The following is a 22,263-nucleotide window of genomic DNA, read 5'->3' on the forward strand; positions in this document are numbered from 1 at the left end:
CATGGCCAACCGCACCCACCGCATCGTCCAGATCACCGACACCCACATCGTCGACGAGGGCGAAATGCTCTACGGCTCGGTCGACACCGCAGCCAACCTGCAGCACGCCCTCGAGACGGTCGCCGACAATGCCGAGGGTCTCGATGCCCTCGTGCTCACCGGCGACCTCGCCAACGACGGCTCCCCCGACGCCTACCGGCGGCTCCGAGCCATCGTCGACCCCGCTGCCGAACGGCTCGGCGTGCCCGTGTTCTACGGCATCGGCAACCACGACCACCGCGACGCTTTCCGGAGCGGACTCCTCGACGGTGCCGCAGCGCCGGCGGGCACGCTGCCTGCGGGCACCGAGAGCGACGGGCAGCGAGGCGAGCTCGCCCCCGTCGACTACGTCGTCGACCTCGACGGGCTGCGCATCGTGATGGTCGACTCGACCGTGCCCGGGTCCCATCGCGGCGAGTTGACGCTCGAGCAGCTCGGCTGGCTGGCGACGACGCTCGCCGAGCCGGCGCCCGCCGGCACGCTGCTGACGATCCACCACCCGCCGTTCAACACCGCCAAGCCGGAGACGGACGCGGTCGTCGATCTGATGGCCAGCGCGATGTTCGACGACTTCTCCGGGCTCGGCGAGGCCCTGCGCGGCACCGACGTGATGACGGTGCTCGCCGGGCACTACCACGAGCCGCTGGGCGGCCAGCTCGCCGGCGTGCCGGTGTGGGCCGGGCCGTCGACCGCGATGTCGCACGAGGTCGGCCCCGACACGTTCCGCATCGTGCCGAGCAGCGGGTACAGCGTGATCGACGTCTTCGACGACCGCACCGTGGTGGCCAGGGCGATCAACTGCCTGCCCCGGCCGGTCCTGTTCGAGATGTCGATGGCCGACCTGCGCGAGCACATCGAACAGGCCGCCCACTGAGATGATCGAGCTCGACCGCCTGACCAAGTCCTACGGCGATGTCGTCGCCGTCGACCGCCTGTCGCTGAGCGTGGGCGACGGAGAGTTCGTCGCCCTCCTCGGGCCGAGCGGCTGCGGAAAGTCGACCGTGCTGCGGATGCTGGCCGGGTTGCTCGAGCCGAGTGGCGGACGAGTGCTGCTCGACGGCGACGACATCACGTACCAGCCGCCCAAGGACCGCGATCTGGCGATGGTCTTCCAGAGCTACGCGCTGTACCCCCACCTCGACGTCCGCTCCAACCTGGAGTTCGGCCTCAAGGCCCACCACACCGAGGCGCCGGTGATCGCGGCACGCGTCGACGAGGTGGCCGGGCAGCTCGGACTGACCGAGCTGCTCCGCCGCCGGCCCAAGGAGCTGTCGGGCGGCCAGCGCCAGCGCGTGGCGGTGGGCCGAGCGATCGCTCGCCGCCCCCGCGCGTTCCTCATGGACGAGCCGCTGTCCAACCTCGACGCCCGGCTGCGGACGGCGACCCGGCGTGAGCTCGTCGCCCTGCACCGCCAACTCGGTGCCACGATCGTGTACGTCACCCACGACCAGGTGGAGGCGATGACCATGGCGACCAAGATCGTCGTGATGAACGGCGGGCGCATCGAGCAGGTCGGCTCGCCGCTCGAGGTGTACGACCAGCCGGCGTCCACGTTCGTCGCCGGGTTCCTCGGGGCACCGCCGATGAACCTGCTGCACGGCACGGTCCGCTCCCGCAACGGCATGGTGGTGATCGAGGCGCCGGGCATCCACGTGGCGATCGCCGAGGGTTCCACCGAGGAGCGGCCGATCACGATCGGAGTGCGCCCCGAGGAGATCCGCGTCGCCGGCGCCATCCGCCCGGGCGACGAGCCGTTCGCCGACGGCATCGTGTCGCTGGTGGAGAACCTCGGCGGTGAGGAGATCTCCTACATCGAAGCCGGCGAGCAGACGATCGCCGTCCGTTCGCCCCGCGGTGCGGGCCCGGCCGAGGGTGACCATCCGCACCTCGCCGTCGATCCCCGGCGCGTCCACCTCTTCGATCCCGAGTCCGGCCGCCGGCTGCGCTGGTCGAACGCATCATCCCCAGCAACGACGCCCGCGGCGTCGTTCCGCCCCACCACGAGAGTGATGTCATGAGTCTCACGGACCTCGCCGATCGCCTGCTGCCACTCTCGGGTGTGTTCAACGCCCGCGACATCGGCGGCTACGACACGCCTGCAGGACCGGTCGCATGGGGCCGGCTGTTCCGCACCGCCGGCCTCGACCTGCTCGACGACGCCGACCGATCGCTGCTCGCCGAGCGAGCCGTCCGCACGGTGCTCGACCTGCGACGCGACGACGAACGGACCGAACGTCCGAGCGCGCTCGGCAACCTGCCGGTCTCGGTGGTGCACATCTCGATCTCCAGCGGCGCACCGGCCGACTTCACCGAGATCCCCGACCTCGACACCGTCTACCGCCAGATGGTGCGGTGCTCGGGTCCGGCGCTCGCGGCCGCCGTCACCGCTCTCGCCGAGCCCGAGGCCCTGCCGGCGATCGTGCATTGCACCGCCGGCAAGGACCGCACCGGTCTGGTCGTGGCCTTCGTGCTCGTCCTGCTCGGCGTGGACGACGACACGGTCATCGCCGACTACTCGGCCAGCGCGAGCCTGCTCGGCCACGCCTTCGCCGACCGGCTCGCCGGCGTCGACGCCGAAGCCCTCGAGCGCCTCGCTCCGCTGCTCGGATCGCCCCCCGAGCTCATCAGCGCCGTGCTCGCCGAGATTCGCGACACCCACGGTGACGTCGAGCGGTTCCTCGTGCACCATGGCATGTCCGAAGACGTGCCCGGCAGGTTGCGCCGGGCTCTGGTCGAGCCGTGACGACGTTGGTGCTGGTGCCGGCGGTCCCGGTACCGGTTGCCGACGACGGCGCGGTCCACGACTCCACGGCGCTCGCCCGTCGCCGGCCGATGGCCACACGGGTCGCCGCCTATGCCATTCCCTACCTCCTGCTCGCCCCGGCCGCGCTGACCCTGGCGATCTGGACGTACCGTCCGTTGGCGTCGACGATCGGTCTGTCGTTCCACGACTGGAACCTGCTGCCGACGACACCGAAGGAATGGGTGGGGACGCGGAACTACGCCGAGATCCTGCGCCTCCCCGAACTGCGCAGGTCGCTCGGCATCACCGGCTGGATGATGCTGGGCCTGGTGCCGTTCACCCTGGTGATCCCCACCGTCGTCGCCCTCGTCACCCACCGGATGGGCACGCGTTCGCGCAACCTCTACCGGGCCGCGCTGTTCGTGCCGGTGCTCATCACGCCGGTGGTCGCGGCGGCCGTGTGGCGCTGGCTGCTCAGCACGTCGGGCGGGGTGTACCAGCAGCCCCTCGAGTGGCTCGGTCGCGACCCGGTCAACTGGTTCCGAGACGCCCGCCCCGCTCTCGTCGCCGTCGTCCTGGTCGCCGGCTGGAAGATGCTTGGTTTCGCCACGTTGATGGTGTCGGCCGGGGTCTCCAGCATCGATCCGTCCTACCAGGAAGCGGCCTCGATCGACGGCGCATCCGACCGCCGCATCCGCTGGCGGGTCACGCTGCCGCTGCTCTCACCGACGCTCACGTTCATGGGCCTGATGACGGTACTGCTCACGGCACAGTGGCTGTTCCCCTTGATCCAGCTCCTCACCCAGGGCGGCCCCGCCGGTGCCACCACCAACGTCTACTACCTGCTCTACACGATGGGGTTCACGAGCTTCGATGCCGGCCGCTCGTCGGCCGCCGGCGTGCTGTTCTTCGCGGCGTTCGGGATCCTCGCCGTCGGGTGCTTGAAGCTGATGGACAAGCTCAGCTTCTACGACGACTGATGTTTCGACCGGTCCCCCTCCCGCTCGAATCCGACCGACAGGACTCGTTGACATGACTGCGACACTCACCCTCGTCGACGCCGCCACGGCGCTCGACACCTACCCGGATGCGCCGACGCAACCGTCGGCGCCGCCTCGCCGGCACCGGCGCTGGCGGGTCCACGTGGTGATGACGGCGATCGCCGTGTTCAGCTGCTTCCCCGTCTACTGGATGCTCGTCACCGCGCTCCGCGAGCCGGGCCACGAGTACGACCAGACCCCGATCCCGTGGCCGCCGTCGCTGGACAGCCTGCGGTACGTGTTCGACACGCTGCCGGTGTGGCGGATGCTCGGCAACACGATGGTGTTCGCCGTCGCCGTGACCGCGGCCCAGCTGTTCACCAGCCTCCTCGCTGCCTATGCGTTCGCGCGCTGGGAGTTCTTCGGCAAGAACCTGCTGTTCGCCGCGTTCCTGGCGACATGGCTCGTGCCGTTCCAGGTGACGATGATCCCCAACTACGTGTTGCTCTCCGAACGGCATTGGCTGGACTCGCTCGCCGGGATCGTCGTGCCGCAACTCGCCGGCGCCTACGGAGTGCTGATGCTGCGCCAGCACATGAAGGGCTTCCCCACCGAGATCCTCGACGCCGCGCGCTTGGACGGCAAGGGTCCACTGACCACGCTCTGGCGCGTGATCGTGCCCAACATCCAGGGTCCGCTCACCGCCCTCGGGCTGCTGCTCTTCGTGACGGCGTGGAACGACTACCTGTGGCCGATGCTGGTGTTCCGCAACGCCGACTCGGTGATCCAAGTCGGTGTGCAGTCGCTCATCGCGTCGGAGGGCTCGAACAACTGGGGCGCCGTGATGGCGGCGTCCGCCCTGGCGTGCATACCGCTGCTCGTGCTGTTCGTCGTCCTGCAACGGCGCCTGATCGACGCCTTCGTGCGCTCCGGACTGAAGTAGCGATCAGCCGGCGACCTGGCCGTCGTCGAGCTCGGACGCGAGGGCGGCGACGAGCGCCGGGTCGTCGGGGGTGACCGTCGGGGCGAAGCGGCCGACCACCCGGCCGTCCCGGCTGACGAGGAACTTCTCGAAGTTCCAGAGCACGTCGGGGTCCTCGGTCGGGGTCATGCCGAAGCCACGGAGACGATCACGGAACGCCTCCTTGTCCCCGGTCGCCGACGGCGCCTGCGCCGTGAGCTCGCGGTACAGCGGGTGCTGGTCCTCGCCCACGACGCTGATCTTCGAGAACAGCGGGAAATCCACCGAGTAGTTGGTGGCGCAGAAGTCGGCGATCTCGGTGTTGGTGCCCGGCTCCTGGCCGCCGAAGTTGTTGGCGGGGAACCCGAGGACCGCGAATCCGCGGTCGCGGTACTCGCTGTACAGGGCTTCCAGCGCCTCGTACTGCGGGGTGAGCCCGCACTTCGAGGCGACGTTGACGACGAGCAGCACGTCGCCGGCGTAGTCGCCGAGCGTGGTCGCCTCACCGTTGATCGTCTCGACGGGGATCTCCTGCAGCGCGGTCATACGGTCTCCAGATCGTGATGTCGTCGGCGGCCAGTCCGCCGATGCTCGACGGGGCCAACCGCCGGACACCATCGGGCATTCCCGAGCGTCCTGAACTCTTTTGTTCGATCCCTTTACAAAGCCGCCGGCGAAGAGTAAGAAATGGGCCGCAGGCGCCGGAGCCCGATCGCAACGCTCCGCAACTGCCCCGTGGGGGAGTCACGGGGGCGGACGGGCGGAACGACGCGTTCCGGTGCCGGCACAGCAAGTCAAGGCATCACCAACGCCCGGCCAGGGGCTGGGCAACACAGGGGGTACACGTGAGAAGGTCCACTCGTCTCGCATCGCTGATCGCCGTCGGGGGCCTCGGCCTGCTCGCGGCGTCCAGCGGCATCGCCAGCGCCACGACGGCGCCTCCCGGCACCGACGGCGCGTCGGCACCGGCTGGGCCCGCCCGCATCGGCGTCATCCTGCCCGACACCCAGAGCTCGGACCGGTGGGAGACCGCCGACCGGCCGTTCCTGGCCGAGGCATTCGAGGCGGCCGGCGTCGACTACGACATCCAGAACGCCGAGGGCGACGCCGCCAACATGGCCACCATCGCCGACCAGATGATCGCCAACGGGGCCACCGTGCTGATGATCGTCAACCTCGACAGCGAGTCGGGTGCGCAGATCCAGCAGAAGGCCGCCGACGCGGGCATCCCGACGATCGACTACGACCGCCTCACGCTGAACGGCTCGGCCTCGGTGTACGTGTCGTTCGACAACGTGCAGGTCGGCGTGCTCCAGGGTGAGGGACTCGTCAAGTGCCTCGAGGACCGCGGGGCGGAGAACCCGGCGATCGCCGTGCTCAACGGCTCGCCCACCGACAACAACGCCACGCTGTTCGCCGAGGGCTACAACTCGGTGCTCCAGCCCCTCTTCGACGACGGCACGTTCACGCTGGTCGACGACCAATCGGTCCCCGACTGGAACAACGAGCAGGGCGGCCAGATCTTCGAGCAGATGCTCGCCGGCGCCAACGGCGAGATCGACGGTGTCCTGGCGGCCAACGACGGTCTCGGCGGCGCCGTGATTACGGTGCTCCAGGCCAACAACCTGCAGGTCCCCGTGACCGGGCAGGACGCCACCGTCGAGGGCCTGCGCTACATCCTCCAGGGTGACCAGTGCATGACCGTGTACAAGGCCGTTCGCACCGAGGCCCAGGCCGCCGCCGCAGCTGCGATCGCCCTGGCCAACGGCGAGGAGCCCGAGACGACCGGCACCGTGACCGACACCGAGTCGGGCCGCGAGGTCCCCGCGGTCCTCGCCACGCCGGTGCCGATCTACGCCGAGAACGTCAACGACGTCGTCGCCGACGGCTACCAGACCTGGGCCGACGTGTGCACCGGGCTCGAGGACCTGTGCGAAGAGTACGGCGTGGTCGACCCGGGCATGGGCGGTGGGTCCGAGGCTGCCGGCACCGACATGGCCGGCACCGACATGGCCGGCACCGAGGCGGCCGGCACCGACATGGCGACCGCCACCACCGCAGGCGGCTGAGCCGCCACGATCACCACGACGGGCGCCGGCGAGCCGGTGCATGGACCACTCACCGGCGCCCGTCGATCGTTCCTGCCCACCGCTTCGAAGGATTGCCGACGGCCGTGACCACGACCACCCTCGACCCCACGCCCCAGCCTGCGTCCGCCGATCCGAGCGAGCCGATCCTCGAGCTCCGCGGCGTCAACAAGAGCTTCGGCGCCGTCCACGTGCTGCACGACGTCGACTTCACCGTGCACCGCGGCGCCGTCACCGCGCTGGTCGGCGACAACGGCGCCGGCAAGAGCACGCTCATCAAGTGCATCACCGGCATCTACGGCATCGACTCCGGCGACGTGTTCTTCGAGGGCCAACCGGTCGCCATCCACACCCCGCGCGATGCGGCCGCTCTCGGCATCGAGGTCGTGTACCAGGACCTCGCCCTGTGCGACAACCTCGACATCGTGCAGAACATGTTCCTCGGCCGCGAGAGCCGCCGCTTCGGCACGCTCGACGAGGCGTCGATGGAGCTCCTGGCCCGCCAGGTCCTCGCCAGCCTCTCGGTGCGCACGGTCAAGAGCGTGCGCCAGTCGGTCGGCAGCCTGTCGGGCGGCCAGCGTCAGACCGTGGCGATCGCCAAGGCCGTGCTGTGGAACTCCAAGGTCGTCCTCCTCGACGAGCCGACGGCCGCGCTCGGCGTGGCCCAGACCCGCCAGGTCCTCGACCTCGTCCGGCGCCTCGCCGACAACGGGCTCGGCGTCGTGCTGATCAGCCACAACATGCTCGACGTGCTCGAGGTCGCCGACGACATCTGCGCCCTCTACCTCGGCCGGGTCGCCGACCACGTGCCGCGCCGCGACGTCAACCAGTCGCAGCTGGTCGAGCTGATGACCACAGGCAGCGCATCGGCGGTCGGCAAGTGACCACCGAGCTCCTCCCCAACCCCGAGGCGAGTGACCCCGGGACGCCGGTCGAGTCCACCGGTTCGGTGGCCGTCTCCGACTTCGGCAACGACGCCGGCCCCACCACGGTCGGCGACGCCGTGCGCGACTACATCGGCAAGGTTCGCGGCGGCGAGCCCGGCGTGCTGCCGGCGCTCGGCGGCCTGCTCCTGTTGTGCCTGATCTTCACGCTCACCAAGTCGACGTTCCTCACCGACTTCAACATCGCCAACCTGCTCCAGCAGGCGACGTGGCTGATCATCCTCGCCATGGGGGTGACGTTCGTGCTGCTGATCGGCGAGATCGACCTCGCCGCCGGGGCGACGATGGGCGTCACCGGCGCTGTGATCTACCTCCGCGTCAACGATGGGATGCCCGGCGCGGCGACGGCGATCGCCTGCGGGATCATCGGCCTCGGCCTCGCCGCCGCGGTCGCCCGGCTGTCGAGGCAGCGCCTCGGCGCCAACGGCGGCATCGGTGCCGGCGTCGTCGTCGGGCTCGGCGCCGGCGTCCTGCTCGCCGTGGTGGCACCGAACACCACGCTCGCGGTGTTGTTCGGGATGATCGTCGGCATCGCCATGGGAACGTTCACCGGTCTGCTGGTCTCCAAGGTCGGGATCCCGAGCTTCGTCGTGACGCTGGCGCTGTTCCTCGGCTGGCAGGGGCTGCTGCTCAAGATCGCCAAGCAAGGCGGGACGATCCGCGTGCAGGACAAGTTCCTCCAGACGATCGGGACCACCTCGATGCCGCCAGCGCTCGGGTGGGTGTTGTTCGCCGTGGTCATCGGCGGGTACGTGGTCATGTCCACGGCCACGCGGCGCGGCCGAGTGGCCAAGGGCGTGAGCGCGCAACCGCTGTCGGTCATCGCGGGCAAGGCGATCGCCATCGGCGCCGTCTGGGCGTTCGCCACCTGGCGGCTCAATCAGAACCGGGCCACCCGCAACGCCACCAAGCCCATCGAGGGCGTGCCGTGGGTCGTGCCCCTCGTCCTCGCCCTCGCCGTGATCCTCACGTTCGTTCTCGCCCGCACGGCGTGGGGACGGCACCTCTACGCCGTCGGTGGCAACGCCGAGGCGGCGCGCCGCGCTGGCATCAACGTCGGGCGCATCCGCCTCACGGCGTTCGCGCTCGTCGGCTTCATGGCCACGATCGCCGGACTGCTCTACGGGTCGCGCGTCGGCTCGATCACGCCGCAGACCGGTGCCGGCACCGAACTCCTGCAGGCGGTCGGCGCCGCCGTGGTGGGCGGCGTCAGCCTGTTCGGCGGCCGTGGCAAGATCGTCTATCCCATCGTCGGCGGTCTCGTCCTCGCCGTGATCAACAACGGCCTCGGCCTCTACACCAAGATCCTCGGCACCGACGTCGATGCCGGCTTCAAGAACATGGTGGCCGCCGCAGTCCTCCTCCTCGCCGGCAGCTTCGACGCACTCAGCCGGCGCAGCGCTCGTGCTGCGGGCTGATCGGCTCCGCCCTGCCGGTCCGGCCGATCAGGGCGCGGTCCGCCGCCACAACCTCGCCCTCGTGCTGCGTCTGCTGTCGGAACTCGGTCCCCAGTCCCGAGCCGCCGTCGCCAGCCAGACCGGCCTCACGCGCAGCACGACCTCGACGCTCGTCAGCGACCTCATCGAGCGTGGCTTGGTCCGCGAGCTCGGCGTCAACGCCGGCCAGCGCGTCGGCCGGCCGGCGACGCTGCTCGAGCTCGACGGCACCGGCCTCGCCGCCATCGGGATGGAGCTCAACGTCGGCGCGCTCACGACGACGGTCGTCGATCTCGGCGGCCGGGTCCTGCTCGAACGGCGCCGCCCGCTGCACAGCGCCGAGCGGCCGCTCGAGGAGGTGATCGGCGAGGTGCTCTGCGAGATCGCCGACGCCCGCAGCAAGATCGGCGACGACATCGACATCCTCGGCCTCGGCCTCGCCGTCGCCGGCCTGGTCGACTCCCGGACCGGCGTCGTCCACGTGGCCCCCAACCTCGGTTGGCACGACGAGCCGTTCGGCGAGCAGCTCCACGAGGCCCTGGCCACGACCGACCTCCACGAGGTGCCGATCGTGATCGACAACGAGGCCAACTTCGGTGCCCTCGCCGAACACGCCTGGGGACGCGCTGACGGCGTCGACGACTTCGTGTACGTGCTCGCCGAGCACGGCGTGGGCGGCGGGGTGTTCTCCGGCGGCCACCTGGTGAGTGGCGCCAACGGCTACGCCGGCGAGGTCGGCCACATGACGCTCGTGCGTGGCGGTGACCGCTGCGGCTGCGGCTCGCGCGGCTGTTGGGAGACCCTCATCGGGCTGCCGGCGATGCTGCGCGCCGCCGTGCCCGACGTCGCCGAGGCGCTGATCGCCGACGACCTGGTGAGCCCCGAAGAGAAGGTCGCCGTCGTCGTCGAGCGGGCCCGGCGCGGCGACCGCATCGCCGTCGGCGCGCTGGACGAGCTCGGCGAGTGGTTCGGCATCGGTGTCGGCAACCTCGTCGACGTCTTCAATCCCCGACTCGTCGTGATCGCCGGTGCCCTCGCCGAGGTCGCCGAGTGGATCGTCCCTGCGGCGATGCGGGTCCTCGCCCGCGGCACGGTGGCCGCCGGCGCCGCCGGGTGCGTCATCCACACCTCGTCGCTGGGCCACCGCGCGGCCTCGATCGGCGCCGCGCTCGGCTGCATCCAGCGGGTCCACGCCGATCCCACCGTCGTCCGTCGTGACGACGCCGTCCATCAGAACACCACGTCAGGAGCCACCCGATGACCGACTTCTTCCCCGAGATCGACACGATCCCCTACGCCGGACCCGACACCGACAATCCGTTGGCGTTCCGCTGGTACGACGCCGACCGCGTCGTGCGGGGCCGCACGATGCGCGACCACCTGCGGTTCGCCGTCTGCTACTGGCACAGCTTCAACTGGGACGGGTTCGACATCTTCGGCGACGGCACGCTCGATCGGCCGTGGCTCGACCGCTCGCTCGACCCGATCGCCGCCGCCGAACGCAAGATGGACGTCGCCTTCGAGTTCTTCGCCAAGCTCGGCACACCGTTCTGGTGCTTCCACGACTTCGACATCGCTCCCGAAGGGGCGACGTTCAAGGAGTCGGCCGCCAACGTCGACCGCCTGGCCGACCGGGCCGCCGAACACCAGCAGCAGACCGGCGTCGAACTGCTCTGGGGCACGGCGAAGCTCTTCGCCAACCGGCGCTACATGGCCGGCGCGGCGACCAACCCCGACCCCGAGGTGTTCGCCTACGCCGCCGGCCAGGTCGCCCACTGCATGGACGTGACCCACCGGCTCGGCGGCCACAACTACGTGCTGTGGGGCGGCCGCGAGGGCTATGACACGCTGCTCAACACCGACATGGCGCGCGAGCTCGACCAGCTGGCCCGGTTCCTCCACCTCGCCGTCGAGCACAAGCATCGCATCGGTTTCCAGGGGACGATCCTGATCGAGCCCAAGCCGTTCGAACCGACCAAGCACCAGTACGACTACGACAGCGCCACGGTGTTCGGGTTCCTCCAGCGCCACGGGCTCGAGGACGAGATCAAGGTCAACATCGAGGTCAACCACGCCACGTTGTCGGGGCACGACTTCGCCCACGAGATCGCCGTCGCCGCCAACTGCGGGATCTTCGGCTCGATCGACGCCAATGCCGGCGACGACCGCCTCGGCTGGGACCTCGACCGGTTCCCGGTGTCGGTCGAGGCGATGTCGCTCGGGATGCTCGAGATCCTCCGCGCCGGTGGCTTCACCACCGGGGGCCTGAACTTCGACTGCAAGCTGCGTCGCCAGTCGATCGCACGCGACGACCTGTTCCGCGCCCACATCGGCGGCATCGACACGATGGCCCGGGCGCTGCTCGTGGCCGACGCGCTGATCACCGACGGCGAGCTCGACCGCTTCCGGGCCGACCGCTACGCCGGCTGGGACGGCGAGTTCGGCCAGCGCCTGCTCGCCGGCGAGCTCTCGTTCGAGGCCCTGCGCGAGCGGGCCGAGTCGGCGGCCGAGCCGCAGCCGGTCTCCGGTCGCCAGGAGCATCTCGAGAACCTGGTGAACCGCTACCTCGTCACCGCCCGCTGACGCCGGGGGGTGTGACGAGCGTGATTGTGTGAGCGGTCCGCCGGACCGCCAGGATGGCTCGGTGCCCAGCCTCCGTCGCCCGTCTCAGCCGGTGGTCGTGGCGATCGTCTACGTGGCGGCGATGTTCGTCACGATCCTCGACACGACGATCGTCCACGTCACGCTCCCGACGCTCGCCCAGGAGTTCGGGGTCGGCATCGGGTCGATCGAGTGGGTCGTCACCGGATACCTGCTCAGCCTCGCCGTGTGGATCCCGGCGTCGGGCTGGATCGGCGATCGCGTCGGGACCAAGCGGACGCTCCTGTTCGCCATCGCGGTGTTCACCGTGGCGTCGGCCCTGTGCGGGGTCTCTGCGAGCTTGGGCCAGCTCGTCGCCTTCCGCATCCTGCAGGGCGTCGGCGGCGGCATGCTCGCACCGGTCGGCCTGGCGATGCTCTACCGGGCCTTCCCACCCGAGCGCCGGGCCCAGGCGTCGAAGGTACTGATCATCCCCACGGCCGTCGCCCCGGCTCTCGGACCGATCGTCGGCGGCGCCCTCATCGAGTCGGCGTCGTGGCATTGGGTGTTCCTCGTCAACGTGCCGATCGGCATCGCCGTGTTCGTGTTCGGGGCCGTGTACCTCCACGAACAGCGGGAGCCGAGCGCCGGCCGCTTCGACCTGCCCGGCTTCGTCCTCGCCGGAGGAGCGCTCGCCCTCATCCTGTTCGCCATGAGCGAGGGGCCGAGGGCGGGCTGGGGCGCGCCCGTCACCGTGATCACCGGCCTCGGCGGCATCGCCGCGGCGGCGGCGCTCGTCGTCGTCGAGCTGCGCACCGCCCAGCCCATGCTCACGCTGCCGCTCCTCGGCAATCGGCTGTTCCGCTCCACCAACGCGGTGTCGATCTTCGCCACGGCGGCGTTCATCGGCACCCTCTTCCTGATGCCCGTGATGCTCCAGCAGGTCCGTGGGGCCTCGGCGCTGGAGAGCGGTCTCACCACCTTCCCCGAAGCCCTCGGCGTGCTCGCCCTGTCGCAGCTGGTCGGCCGGCTCTACGTCCGCGTCGGCCCCCGGGCGTTGATGGTGTTCGGCATGGCGGCGATGGGCGGGCTCCTCATCGCCGTGTCACGGGTGGGGTTGGAGACCAACGAGTGGGCCATCCGCGGCTTGATGTTCGCCCTCGGCGGCTCGTTCTCGTTCCTCATCATCGCCCTGCAGGCGTCCTCGTTCGCCACGATCGCCCCGGCCGACACCGGGCGGGCCTCGGCGCTGTACAACACGCAACGCCAAGTGTCCCAGGCCCTGGGCGTGGCCCTGCTGGCGAGCACGCTCGCCGCGTTCCTGCCCGACGGATCGGACGGCTCGTCGGCGGGCGATCTCGGGGCCTACCAGAAGGCCTTCCTCATCGCCGCCGTGATCGCCTTCGTCGGGTCGATCGTCGCCATCCGCGTGCCCGACGCCGATGCCCATGCCACCCGCGTAGCCCGGCATCGCGCGCCGGCCACCGCCGACTGAGCCCATCGGCGCCGATCGGGCGCGACTACGGCGCCGACGTCGGCGTGGCGCTGGCCGCGCCCGGATTGCTGGTGGGGTCGCGCGGGTCGTAGCCGTCGAACTGCTCGCGGTCGTCGTACCCGTCGCCGTCGGTGTCGGGGTTGAACGGATCCGAGTTGCCGTCCTTGGCCTCGAGATAGTCGCTGACCGTGTCGCCGTCGGTGTCGTAGGTGTTCGGGTTGGTGCCGTAGATGTTGATCTCGTCGACGTCGGGGAGGCCATCGCCGTCCGTGTCGGCCGTGGGGTCGATGGTGGTGGGCGGCGAGGTGGGCGCCGGCGTGGTCTGCGGCTGGGTGGGGGTTGCGCCGTTGCCGTTGTCGTTGCCGTTGCCCGTCGGGGCGGTGGTCGGCGGGACCTCGTCACTCACCGGGGCGGCGGCCGGACCGACGATCGCGGCCAGCACGACCACGGGCACGTCCCCGGCGTTGCTGAGTGTCACCTCGCCGACGATCGCCCGGGTCGTTCCGGCGGTGACCTCGCCGCCGTCGGACGCGGTGGCCACGCCGGCGGTGACGAAGATCAGAGCCGAGACGTCGGACCGCACCGTGAGCGACTCGCCGTTCTCGAGGACGTCGCGCACCAGGTCGAGGTCGCGGAGGCCGTCGCCCGGATCGAACGCATCGGCGCCGTCGCCCTGGTCGATGGCGATCTCGTGCACGAACGCGCCTGGCGTCGGCTCGATGCGAGTCGCCGAGTTGGCCGGCCGGAACGTGGCCTCGCCGTCGGCGAGCAGCCAGCCGAGCCCGGCGGGCTCGCTCACCCGGATCGGTCCGGCGTCGGCGGCCTCGCTCGCGGCCACGAGGAACGTCGGCGACGCGCTGTCGATGCCCACCGGCGCGGTGCCGATGTCGTTGGAGACGAGCCGCCAATGGTGGGCTCCGGCGCTGAAGGAGGCGACGCCCTGGGCGATCACCTGGGCGTGGCCGGAGGCCGGCGGGATCGGCGCCGCGGTGGGACGGGCCAGGGCGGACGACGCGCCCACGGCGACGACCGCAGCGGACAGGGTGAGCGCGAGCGCGCCGCGGGAGATCGAAGATGCCCTCATGGGTCAGAAACGTAGCGAACGGTCTCCCCGACTGGCCGCGAATTAGCGACGGGGGTCGGCGGTCCCCGGCGTCAGGTGCGGGCCACGGGCCGGGACGGGTCGGTGGCCCACCCGGACCACGACCCGACGTAGAGTCGGCCCCTCCCCCGCCCAGCCTGTTCGGCGGCGAGCAGGTTCACGCACGCCGTCACCCCGGAGCCGCAGTAGAAGATCGTGCCGGCGCCGGCGCCGACCGACTCGAACCGGGCCTGCACATCGGCGACCGGCGCGAGACGACCGTCGGGGCCGATGTTGTCGGAGAAGGGCAACGAGCGCGCACCGGGCACGTGACCGGGGCGCGGGTCGAGTGGCGTCTGCTCCCCGCGATAGCGCGACGCCGAGCGGCTGTCGACCACGAGCCCGCGGGCGGCGGCCGCGGCCACCTCGTCGGCCTCGACGGTGGCGCCGGCCGGCCACTCGACGACACGGCGGGTGACCCCGACGACCGGCGGATCGCCGGACTCGAGCGGGCCGGTCCACGACGCAAGCCCGCCGTCGAGCACTGCCGCTTCTTGCCCGACCGTCCGCAACATCCACACGAATCGCGACGCCGCAACGGAGCCGGCGTCGTCGTAGGCGACGACCACCACGCCGTCGGGCACGCCGGCCGCACCGAGACCGGCGGCGAACGCCTCCGGCGTCGGCAGCGGGTGCCGCCCGATGATCGGTCCACCCTCCCCCGACAGCACCGCCTCGAGGTCGACGTACCGCGCACCGGGAACGTGACCGGCGACGAAGGCGTCACGATCGCTGCCCGCCGTCGTCCAACGGACGTCGACGAGCAGCGCGCCCGCAGGGATCGCGTCGGGCGCAATGAACGGGCTGATCATCGTGGCTCCGCAGGCATCGAGGGGGCAGGGATCAGGGAACGAACGGTGGCGCGCCGTCGCCGGGTTCGGGCGGTCGCATCATCAGGTCGACGGCCTGCCAGATCGTGTAGGTCATCGGATAGATGAGCGTCGGGATCGTCACGGCACCGATGCCGAGGATGATCACGATCGGCAGGACGGCAACGTCGGGCAGCGTGGCGATGACCCCGATGGCCACCCCCACCACGAGCAGGCCGAACGTGATGACGGCGTTGATCGCGGCCGCGCCGAGCTCGAAGCCCTCGTATCCGCGTTGCCAGCTGATGCCGCACGTGTGGCAGCGGTCTTGCTTGGAGAACCAGCCGGTGAAGAAGGCCCGGCGCCCACCGCACCACGCACAACGTCGGCGGGCACCCCGCCAGAGCATTCGCCCGAAACCGGGACGATCGGTACGGCCCGGAGCGGCCGCGGCGGCTCGATTCACGACATCAATCGTGCCAGAGGCTCGGCCGATTGCGGGGATTCCTGAGACAGAACCCCAGTCTGGCGACGCAGAGGAGCCCGGCGACGGCGGCGGTCGAGGTCTGTCGCAGCCAGATCGCGGCACGGACGTCATCGGGGGACGGCGGACGTCCTCGGCCCAGCCGCCCCCGGTTCTCGACGACGTCGCCGTATCGGTTGCTGCCGCCGAGCCCCACATCGAGCGCGGCCGCGTACGCCGCCTCGATCACACCTCCGTTCGGTGACGGGTGGGCGGAGGCATCGCGGCGAATCGTCTGCTGCACCGCCCGAGCACGTCGCGGTCGAGCGAGGGCGACGCCGAGCGCAGCCAGCCGGGCGGGCACGAAGTTGACGACATCGTCGAGTCGCGCGCTGGCCCAACCGAAACGGCCGTAGTGCTCGTTGCGGTGGCCGACCATGGCGTCGAGGGTGTTGACGGCGCGGTGTACGAGGACGCCGGGCGCGCCGGCGATCGTCCCCCACCAGAGCGTGGCGACGACGGCGTCGACGCTGTTCTCGGCGACCGACTCGATCACCGCCCGGCTCAGATCCGTCGCGTCCAGCAGATCGGTGTCGCGGCCGACGAGGGAGCGGACCCGGAGGCGGGCGGCGTGGAGGTCGCCGGCACGGCAGAGGTCGGCCACGGCCTTCGCCTCGCCATCGAGCATCCTCCCGGCCGCACAGACGGCGACGGCGACAGCCGCGGCCGGGCGAGGACCGACCAGCCGGCGCACGGCCGTGCCGGCACCCGCAGCGATGGCGACGCCGGCGACGAGGTGACCGAGCCCGGCGGACCGGTGGTCGCGGTACGACACCTGCTCGAGCCGCCGCATGACCGACCCGAACCAGACGACCGGATGGACCCGGGCGGGCGGCTCGCCGAGGACGGCATCGATCGCCAGACCGGCGACGGCCCAGGTCGGCGTCATCGCCGGGACGCAGCGAGGGCGTCGACGGCGCCGAGCACGCGGTCGAGGTCATTCGGGTGCGGGACGGCCATGCGGAAGGTCCCAGGCAGGCCGAACGACGAGCAGTCGCGCACGATGACGCCGTGGCGGGCGAGTCGACGACGGAGATCGGGCTCGCGGACGAGCACCCAGTTCACGTCCGTGTCGTCGGCGTCGATGCCTCGATCGCGCAGCCCGGCGACGAGGGCGCGGCGGGCCTCACCGATCGCGAGCATCCAGCGGGGCAGGTCGGTCATGTCCAGCATCGGCCCGACGACCTCGGCGGCCAGCGTCGACACCGACCAGCGCGGCTGGCGGGCGCGCACTGCGTCGGCTTGCTCGGCGGTCGGGGCGATGGCGTAGCCGAGGCGGAGTCCAGGACAGGCCCACAGCTTGGTGAGCGAGCCCAGTCGCCAGGCGTCGGCGTCGCCGCGCGACCACTCCCCCGTCGCGAGCGGGTAGAACGCCTCGTCCCAGACGGCCGCGGCGTCCGCGGCGTCCGCGAGCCGGCCGAACGGGCTCGACGGGTTCGACCGCCAGCGCCCGGCATCGGCGGCGACTCGCGGGAGGTGACGCCGATAGAGCGCGAAGTCGGGATCGACCACGTGGCCCGCGCCGACGACCGCGGCGACAAGGGCGATCGCCTCGGCCCCGCCGTTGGTCAGCACGATTCGGTCGATCGGCACGCCGATCGCTCCCGCCAGCGCGGCGGTGGCCTCTGTCGCGTCGGGGTAGCGCGTGACGGTGGGTGCCAGTGATGCGACCAGCGCGGCGACGTCGGGAGCGACGGGGTTGAGACTGGCTGACAGATCGAGCACGTCGGTGACGTCGAGCCCGAGCATCATCGCCAACCGAGCGCCGTCGTCGCCATGCTCCTGCACACCGCCCGACGATAGACACCGGACGTCCGGCGGCTCGAGCGAGTGCTCAGGCATCGATCGTCGTCGACCGCCGGCGGCGGAAGGCGGCCGCCTTCACCCGGTTCTGGCACATCACCGAGCAGAACCGGCGGCTGCCGTTCTTGGACACGTCGATGAACACCTGGCCGCAGCCGGGCCGCTCGCACGTGCCGATGCGATGGCCCCCGCCCTCGCTGATCAGGCGGGCGAGCGCCTCGGCGCAGATCGACGCCCACATCGGCAACAGCTCGGCGTCGGCGCTGTGGTGGTGCATGCGCCAGGTGCCGTCGGGATCCTTGGCCAGATGCGGGCGGGCCGGATGGTCGGCCAGCAGGCCGTTGAGCCCGGCGGCCGCGGCGTCGATGTCGTCGAGGTGGCACGCGTCGAAGATGGCGCGCAGATCCGCCGCCAGGGCGGCGAAGCCCTTCGCATGGCGGGCCTCGAGCGCAGCGAGGGACGGCGGGTCCACGGCGAGGATCTCGCGCAGGTCGGACAGGTCCGCGTCGCCGGCGACTCGGTTCACCAGCTCGGCGGCGACGAACAGCCCGGTGTCGGCGTAACCACCTATCGGCACTTGACCAGTCACGCGTTCCTCTCTAGAGTCGTCACTGTCTATGAACACTACACCAGTGATGCAGCTCCGGCCGGCCCGTCCGGCCGACGTGGACGCGATCGCCACGATCTGGCGGACAGGTTGGATCGACGGGCACGCCGGTCACGTGCCGTCGGCGCTGGCCGATCACCGCAGCGAGTCCGACCTGGCCCGCCTGGCCGCGGCGCGCGTCGACGACACCACGGTGGCCGTGGTGGAGGGCGAGGTGGTCGGCTTCGTGACCGTGCACGACGACGAGCTCGAACAGGTCTACGTCGCCGGCCCGGCCCGGGGTACCGGCGTCGTCAGCGCGCTGCTCCACGCTGGCGAGCGCGCCGTCGCCCGGCACCACCGGTCGGCCTGGCTGGCCGTCGTGGCCGGCAACGTCCGGGCCCGGCGGTGCTACGAACGGCACGGATGGCGCGACGCCGGCGCGTTCACGTACGCCGCCGACACGGGCGCGGGTTCGTTCGCCGTGCCCGCACACCGCTACGTGAAGACGGTCGCCGGAGCGTCCCGATGACCGGGCCGCTCGCCGGCCGGGTCGCCCTCGTCGCCGGGGCCAGCCGGGCCGCCGGACGTGGCATCGCCGTCGCCCTCGGCGCGGCGGGAGCGACCGTCTACTGCACCGGCCGCACCACCCGCTCGACGCCGTCGGAGATGAAGCGGCCCGAGACGATCGAGGAGACCGCCGAGCTCGTCGCCGCCGCGGGAGGAACGGGCATCGCCGTGCCTGTCGACCACCTCGACCGCGACGCCGTCGCCGCCCTCGTCGCCCGCATCGATGCTGAGCAGGGGGCCCTCCACGTGCTCGTCAACGGCATCTGGGGCGCGACCACCATGGAGTGGAACGCCACGGTGTGGGAGTCCGACCTCGACAACGGGCTCGCCACCCTGCGCCGGGCCATCGACGCCCACGCCGTCACGGCCCATTTCGCCCTGCCCCTGCTGATCCGCTCCCGCGGCGGTCTGGTGGTCGAGGTGACCGACGGGACCGCCGGGTACAACGCGACGAACTACCGCGTCTCGTTCTTCTACGACCTCGCCAAGGCGGCGAACCTGCGCATGGCGTTCGCCCTCGGCCACGAGCTGGCGCCGCATGGAGGGACGGCGGTGGCCGTGACGCCGGGCTGGCTGCGCTCGGAGGCGATGCTCGATGCCTACGGCGTCACCGAGACGAACTGGCGCGACGCCACCGCCGTGAGCCCGCACTTCGCCATCTCCGAGAGCCCGACGTTCGTCGGTCGGGCGGTGGCAGCCCTCGCGGCCGATCCCGACGTCGCCCGCTGGAACCAGCAGTCGTTGTCCAGCGGTCGACTCGCGCGCGAGTACGGCTTCACCGACGTCGACGGCAGCCGCCCCGACGCCTGGCGGTACGTCGTCGAAGTCCAAGACCGCGACCTGCCCGCCGACGCCACCGGCTATCGCTGACGTCGTCGAGCTGGTCGTTCCACGATCGGCCCCGCGGTCAGTCGGTGACCGGCACCTGGCCCGTCTCGCGGTCGCCCACCGGTGCCAGCTCGATCTCGTTGGTGTGGTCGTACAGGACCGGCGAGGCGGGCCGGCGCGGAGGCGGGACGATGGGCAGCTCCCCGGATCGCCGCAGGTCGGCGATGCTGCGGCCCGGTGCCGTGGACGGGTGCACGCGAGCCCAGCGTCTCGACGCCCGCCGGGCCACCACGTACCGTCGCCGGCCGGCGACGGCGGCGATGAGCATCACGAGGACCCCCGCGGCCGCCAGTGGCCAGCGCAGCAGGCTGCGCCCCGGGTCTCGCGACGCGCCATCGTCGGTGCTGGAGGCGGTGTCGGCAGCGACCGGAGCCCCGGCCGTGGCGATCGTGGTCGCAGGCATGGAGGGAGCGGCGGTCGTCGACGTCGGGACAGCGGTGGTCGTCGACGCCGCCTCGGGATCCTCGAACACACCCATCCGGCGCGCCGTGGCGATGTCGACGGCGCCGGTGACCTGCAGGTTGCCGTCGGCGCGCTGATAGGCGGCGACCGCCGCCATCGTGTCGTTGCCGTACACACCGTCGGCGCCGCCGGGCAGGTCGATGCCGGCCGCCACGAGTGCTTCCTGCACGGCGCTGACCTCCTCCCCCTCGGCTCCCGGCACCAGCACGGTCCACGGCGCCTCGGACGGGCTGACGTTCTCCCCGGCCAGCACGCGCCCGACGATCCCGGCGATGAACGTCGTCACGGCGTCGACGCCGCGCGGCGTGAGATGCACGCCGTCGCCCTCGAACCAGCCGGACGAGCCGTTCGACCACGTGGCCCAGTCGGCCACCTGCAGGAAACCGTCGGACGCCTCGGCCGCGGCGACGAGCTGGTCGTTGTACTCACGGAACGTGTTGATGCTCGAGTACTCCTGCGGATCGGAGTAGTCCACCCCGTCGTTCGTGCGCAGGAGCAGCCACACGACGTGCTCGACGCCCTGGTCACGCGCCTCGTCGACGACGCCTTCGATCGCCTCGTCGATCGTCCAGACGGGATCGTTGTAGCCGCTCATGATCACGAGCAGCTCGCCGAGCTGGCCGTCCAGGGTGTTCATCGCCCCGATCACGTTCTGCGACCGGTAGCCCTCGCGGCTGATGCACGACTGCTCGATCGTGCGCCGGCACGACTCGGCGCTGAGGACGAAGTTGTACTGCTCGAGCGCCCCGTAGTCGGCGTACCAGCGCACGCCGCTCAGCGTCGAGTCGCCGATGAGGCTGATGTGCGGTGCGTCGCCCGCTCCGTCGAAGACCACGGTCTGGTCGGCCCGGACCACAGCGGCACGGGGACCGAACCCGGCCAGCCCGGCGGCCGCCGAGGCGGCGAGGACGAGCGCCATCCGGCGCGGGAGCTGACCACGGTTCGTCATGAGATCGTCACAAACTACCCGCCGTCGTCGCGGCGGTCGACCCGCCGGCTGCAAAGATGAACCCGTGAGGGCACTCGTTCGCCGGTTCCGGCATCTCGGTCTCGCGGCCGCCGCGCTCGGCGCGTCCATCGGGGTCGTCCCGTCGATCGTCGGGGGAGCCGATTCGTCATCGAGGCATGACGTCGCGGCGGCGGTGAACGACGTCGCGCCGGCGGCGAGCGACGTCGCCGCCGGCGGCACGTACACGGTGCGCCGCGGCGACTATCTCTACGGCATCGCCCGCGCGACCGGAACCGACCTCGACACCCTCCTCGCCCTCAACGGCCTCACGCTGCGCTCCCTCATCCTGCCGGGCCAGGTCCTGAAGCTCGGCGGCGCGGCGAGCCCGAACAGCCAGGCGACACCGGAGTGGTCCGGAGCGACGTACACCGTGCGTCGCGGTGACTACCTGTACGGCATCGCCCGGACGACCGGAACCGAACTCGGCACCCTGCTCGCCCTCAACGGCCTCACGCCGCGCTCGCTCATCCTGCCGGGCCAGGTCCTGAAGATCTCTGGCGCCGCGCCGAGTGCGAGCGACACGTACACGGTGGCGAGCGGCGACTGCTGGTCGTGCATCGCCCGGCGGTTGGGCGTGACACTGCGCGAGCTGCTCGCCGCCAACGGGGCCACCACGTCCACGGTGATCCATCCTGGCCAGCGCATCGCCGTGCCGGCCGGTGCGGCACCGGTCACCGACTCGCCCGTCACGGCGTCACCGCCGCTCGTCGCCGCGCCACGGCCGAACGCGTCCGATCCACAGCTGGTCGCCGAGCTCGACGAAGCCGTCGGCGCGTGGCGGGTTCAGCTCGCCGCGACCCTCGGCGGCCGCCCGGTACGCATCGTGTGGGACAGCTCGATCCTGGCCGGCGCCGACGCCGTCGCCGAACGAACGCTCACGATCAGGGTGCACCCGAGGATGCAGGAGCGGTCAACACGAGTCCTGCACGACATCCTTGCCCACGAGTTCGGCCACATCGTGGTCCTCATCGCCGTCGAGCGCGGGGCGCTCGCCGATCCCGGCATCTGTCACGAGAAGGTGGCCGACGAGATCGCCTCGCGCCTTCGCGCCAAGACCGTGCTGCTGCACCGGACGGCGTCGTGCACGTGGGACGCGGCGCGGGCGATCGCCGACGACGTCATGGCGCAGGGGTTCTGAGGAATCCTCTCGACGGGGACATCGTGGTCACGGTGACAGTCGGGGTTGGCCGACCGGTGGGCGCTGCAT

At 71.3% G+C, this 22,263-nt stretch carries 22 protein-coding genes; 14 read left to right on the forward strand and 8 right to left on the reverse strand.

Features of this window, described 5'->3' with window-relative positions; all coding sequences use genetic code 11:
- Nucleotide 1: 1 nt before the first annotated feature.
- Genes DN771_RS21585 through DN771_RS21605 form a run of 5 tightly spaced genes read left to right on the forward strand, consistent with a single transcriptional unit; the run spans nucleotide 2 to nucleotide 4,705 of the window.
- Nucleotides 2-913, forward strand: coding sequence for a metallophosphoesterase (locus DN771_RS21585; RefSeq protein ID WP_116999636.1), 912 nt, complete (start codon nucleotides 2-4; stop codon nucleotides 911-913).
- A 1-nt stretch (nucleotide 914) separates the two neighbouring features.
- The gene (locus DN771_RS21590) at nucleotides 915-2,057 is read left to right on the forward strand and encodes an ABC transporter ATP-binding protein (protein WP_116999637.1); all 1,143 of its coding nucleotides are present in this window, start codon (nucleotides 915-917) and stop codon (nucleotides 2,055-2,057) included.
- Nucleotides 2,054-2,782 carry a tyrosine-protein phosphatase gene (locus tag DN771_RS21595; RefSeq protein WP_116999638.1) on the forward strand — a complete coding sequence of 243 codons (729 nt, stop codon included), beginning with the start codon at nucleotides 2,054-2,056 and terminating at the stop codon, nucleotides 2,780-2,782. Before DN771_RS21590 ends, DN771_RS21595 begins: the two co-directional genes overlap by 4 nt.
- A complete protein-coding gene (locus DN771_RS21600) occupies nucleotides 2,779-3,762 on the forward strand; it encodes a carbohydrate ABC transporter permease (protein WP_205528707.1) in 984 nt (327 codons plus the stop codon). Before DN771_RS21595 ends, DN771_RS21600 begins: the two co-directional genes overlap by 4 nt.
- Nucleotides 3,763-3,814: 52 nt before the next feature.
- Complete coding sequence (locus DN771_RS21605; protein ID WP_116999639.1) at nucleotides 3,815-4,705, forward strand: carbohydrate ABC transporter permease; 891 nt, start codon at nucleotides 3,815-3,817, stop codon at nucleotides 4,703-4,705.
- A gap of 3 nt (nucleotides 4,706-4,708) precedes the next feature.
- On the opposite strand, the gene DN771_RS21610 is transcribed toward DN771_RS21605, so the two are convergent.
- Nucleotides 4,709-5,269: a glutathione peroxidase gene (locus DN771_RS21610; protein WP_116999640.1), complete on the reverse strand. Its 561-nt coding sequence runs from the start codon at nucleotides 5,267-5,269 to the stop codon at nucleotides 4,709-4,711.
- A 299-nt stretch (nucleotides 5,270-5,568) separates the two neighbouring features.
- Here DN771_RS21610 and DN771_RS21615 point away from each other — a divergent pair, with 299 nt between their 5' ends.
- The 6 genes from DN771_RS21615 to DN771_RS21640 all read left to right on the forward strand — a co-directional run bounded on the left by DN771_RS21615 (nucleotide 5,569) and on the right by DN771_RS21640 (nucleotide 13,265).
- Complete coding sequence (locus DN771_RS21615) at nucleotides 5,569-6,792, forward strand: sugar ABC transporter substrate-binding protein (protein WP_205528708.1); 1,224 nt, start codon at nucleotides 5,569-5,571, stop codon at nucleotides 6,790-6,792.
- A gap of 104 nt (nucleotides 6,793-6,896) precedes the next feature.
- Nucleotides 6,897-7,694, forward strand: a complete 798-nt coding sequence (locus DN771_RS21620; protein ID WP_116999690.1) for an ATP-binding cassette domain-containing protein — start codon at nucleotides 6,897-6,899, stop codon at nucleotides 7,692-7,694.
- Nucleotides 7,691-9,172, forward strand: a complete 1,482-nt coding sequence (locus DN771_RS21625) for a sugar ABC transporter permease (RefSeq protein ID WP_162942242.1) — start codon at nucleotides 7,691-7,693, stop codon at nucleotides 9,170-9,172. Before DN771_RS21620 ends, DN771_RS21625 begins: the two co-directional genes overlap by 4 nt.
- Nucleotides 9,159-10,451 (forward strand): ROK family transcriptional regulator, encoded by a 1,293-nt coding sequence (locus DN771_RS21630; protein WP_162942243.1) that lies wholly within the window; start codon nucleotides 9,159-9,161, stop codon nucleotides 10,449-10,451. Before DN771_RS21625 ends, DN771_RS21630 begins: the two co-directional genes overlap by 14 nt.
- The gene (gene xylA / locus DN771_RS21635; protein WP_116999643.1) at nucleotides 10,448-11,773 is read left to right on the forward strand and encodes a xylose isomerase; all 1,326 of its coding nucleotides are present in this window, start codon (nucleotides 10,448-10,450) and stop codon (nucleotides 11,771-11,773) included. The genes DN771_RS21630 and xylA overlap by 4 nt, the downstream gene beginning before the upstream one ends.
- Before the next feature lie 61 nt (nucleotides 11,774-11,834).
- Complete coding sequence (locus DN771_RS21640; RefSeq protein WP_116999691.1) at nucleotides 11,835-13,265, forward strand: MDR family MFS transporter; 1,431 nt, start codon at nucleotides 11,835-11,837, stop codon at nucleotides 13,263-13,265.
- A gap of 25 nt (nucleotides 13,266-13,290) precedes the next feature.
- On the opposite strand, the gene DN771_RS21645 is transcribed toward DN771_RS21640, so the two are convergent.
- The 6 genes from DN771_RS21645 to DN771_RS21670 all read right to left on the reverse strand — a co-directional run bounded on the left by DN771_RS21645 (nucleotide 13,291) and on the right by DN771_RS21670 (nucleotide 18,130).
- Nucleotides 13,291-14,349: a hypothetical protein gene (locus DN771_RS21645; protein ID WP_116999644.1), complete on the reverse strand. Its 1,059-nt coding sequence runs from the start codon at nucleotides 14,347-14,349 to the stop codon at nucleotides 13,291-13,293.
- 71 nt (nucleotides 14,350-14,420) lie between these two features.
- The gene (locus tag DN771_RS21650) at nucleotides 14,421-15,218 is read right to left on the reverse strand and encodes a sulfurtransferase (RefSeq protein ID WP_116999645.1); all 798 of its coding nucleotides are present in this window, start codon (nucleotides 15,216-15,218) and stop codon (nucleotides 14,421-14,423) included.
- Between the two features lie 31 nt (nucleotides 15,219-15,249).
- Complete coding sequence (locus tag DN771_RS21655; RefSeq protein ID WP_162942244.1) at nucleotides 15,250-15,681, reverse strand: hypothetical protein; 432 nt, start codon at nucleotides 15,679-15,681, stop codon at nucleotides 15,250-15,252.
- Between the two features lie 4 nt (nucleotides 15,682-15,685).
- Nucleotides 15,686-16,627 (reverse strand): adenosylcobinamide-phosphate synthase CbiB, encoded by a 942-nt coding sequence (cbiB, locus tag DN771_RS21660; protein ID WP_116999647.1) that lies wholly within the window; start codon nucleotides 16,625-16,627, stop codon nucleotides 15,686-15,688.
- Entirely contained in the window at nucleotides 16,624-17,580 is a 957-nt protein-coding gene (locus DN771_RS21665; protein ID WP_116999648.1) for an aminotransferase class I/II-fold pyridoxal phosphate-dependent enzyme, read from the reverse strand. The genes cbiB and DN771_RS21665 overlap by 4 nt, the downstream gene beginning before the upstream one ends.
- Nucleotides 17,573-18,130: a CGNR zinc finger domain-containing protein gene (locus DN771_RS21670; protein ID WP_205528709.1), complete on the reverse strand. Its 558-nt coding sequence runs from the start codon at nucleotides 18,128-18,130 to the stop codon at nucleotides 17,573-17,575. Before DN771_RS21670 ends, DN771_RS21665 begins: the two co-directional genes overlap by 8 nt.
- A gap of 28 nt (nucleotides 18,131-18,158) precedes the next feature.
- Between DN771_RS21670 and DN771_RS21675 the strand changes: the two genes are divergently transcribed.
- Together DN771_RS21675 and DN771_RS21680 are read left to right on the forward strand one after the other, a co-directional pair.
- Entirely contained in the window at nucleotides 18,159-18,659 is a 501-nt protein-coding gene (locus DN771_RS21675) for a GNAT family N-acetyltransferase (protein ID WP_116999649.1), read from the forward strand.
- Nucleotides 18,656-19,567, forward strand: a complete 912-nt coding sequence (locus DN771_RS21680) for an SDR family oxidoreductase (RefSeq protein WP_116999650.1) — start codon at nucleotides 18,656-18,658, stop codon at nucleotides 19,565-19,567. The genes DN771_RS21675 and DN771_RS21680 overlap by 4 nt, the downstream gene beginning before the upstream one ends.
- Before the next feature lie 37 nt (nucleotides 19,568-19,604).
- Here the strand turns inward: DN771_RS21680 and DN771_RS21685 are convergent, their stop codons facing one another.
- Entirely contained in the window at nucleotides 19,605-20,996 is a 1,392-nt protein-coding gene (locus tag DN771_RS21685; protein ID WP_162942245.1) for a peptidoglycan-binding protein, read from the reverse strand.
- A gap of 64 nt (nucleotides 20,997-21,060) precedes the next feature.
- On the opposite strand from DN771_RS21685, the gene DN771_RS21695 reads away from it, so the two are divergent.
- The gene (locus DN771_RS21695; RefSeq protein WP_162942246.1) at nucleotides 21,061-22,194 is read left to right on the forward strand and encodes a LysM peptidoglycan-binding domain-containing protein; all 1,134 of its coding nucleotides are present in this window, start codon (nucleotides 21,061-21,063) and stop codon (nucleotides 22,192-22,194) included.
- Nucleotides 22,195-22,263 lie beyond the last annotated feature (69 nt).

This window comes from Desertimonas flava (assembly GCF_003426815.1).
Taxonomy (GTDB): domain Bacteria; phylum Actinomycetota; class Acidimicrobiia; order Acidimicrobiales; family Ilumatobacteraceae; genus Desertimonas; species Desertimonas flava.

Bases quoted from the DNA above. Each gene is read 5' to 3' on its own strand.
- cbiB (WP_116999647.1), bottom strand. From the start codon at position 16,627: ATGACGCCGACCTGGGCCGTCGCCGGTCTGGCGATCGATGCCGTCCTC.
- xylA (WP_116999643.1), top strand. From the start codon at position 10,448: ATGACCGACTTCTTCCCCGAGATCGACACGATCCCCTACGCCGGACCC.
- DN771_RS21585 (WP_116999636.1), top strand. From the start codon at position 2: ATGGCCAACCGCACCCACCGCATCGTCCAGATCACCGACACCCACATC.
- DN771_RS21590 (WP_116999637.1), top strand. From the start codon at position 915: ATGATCGAGCTCGACCGCCTGACCAAGTCCTACGGCGATGTCGTCGCC.
- DN771_RS21605 (WP_116999639.1), top strand. From the start codon at position 3,815: ATGACTGCGACACTCACCCTCGTCGACGCCGCCACGGCGCTCGACACC.
- DN771_RS21595 (WP_116999638.1), top strand. From the start codon at position 2,054: ATGAGTCTCACGGACCTCGCCGATCGCCTGCTGCCACTCTCGGGTGTG.
- DN771_RS21645 (WP_116999644.1), bottom strand. From the start codon at position 14,349: ATGAGGGCATCTTCGATCTCCCGCGGCGCGCTCGCGCTCACCCTGTCC.
- DN771_RS21665 (WP_116999648.1), bottom strand. From the start codon at position 17,580: ATGCCTGAGCACTCGCTCGAGCCGCCGGACGTCCGGTGTCTATCGTCG.
- DN771_RS21650 (WP_116999645.1), bottom strand. From the start codon at position 15,218: ATGATCAGCCCGTTCATTGCGCCCGACGCGATCCCTGCGGGCGCGCTG.
- DN771_RS21610 (WP_116999640.1), bottom strand. From the start codon at position 5,269: ATGACCGCGCTGCAGGAGATCCCCGTCGAGACGATCAACGGTGAGGCG.
- DN771_RS21685 (WP_162942245.1), bottom strand. From the start codon at position 20,996: ATGACGAACCGTGGTCAGCTCCCGCGCCGGATGGCGCTCGTCCTCGCC.
- DN771_RS21675 (WP_116999649.1), top strand. From the start codon at position 18,159: ATGAACACTACACCAGTGATGCAGCTCCGGCCGGCCCGTCCGGCCGAC.
- DN771_RS21680 (WP_116999650.1), top strand. From the start codon at position 18,656: ATGACCGGGCCGCTCGCCGGCCGGGTCGCCCTCGTCGCCGGGGCCAGC.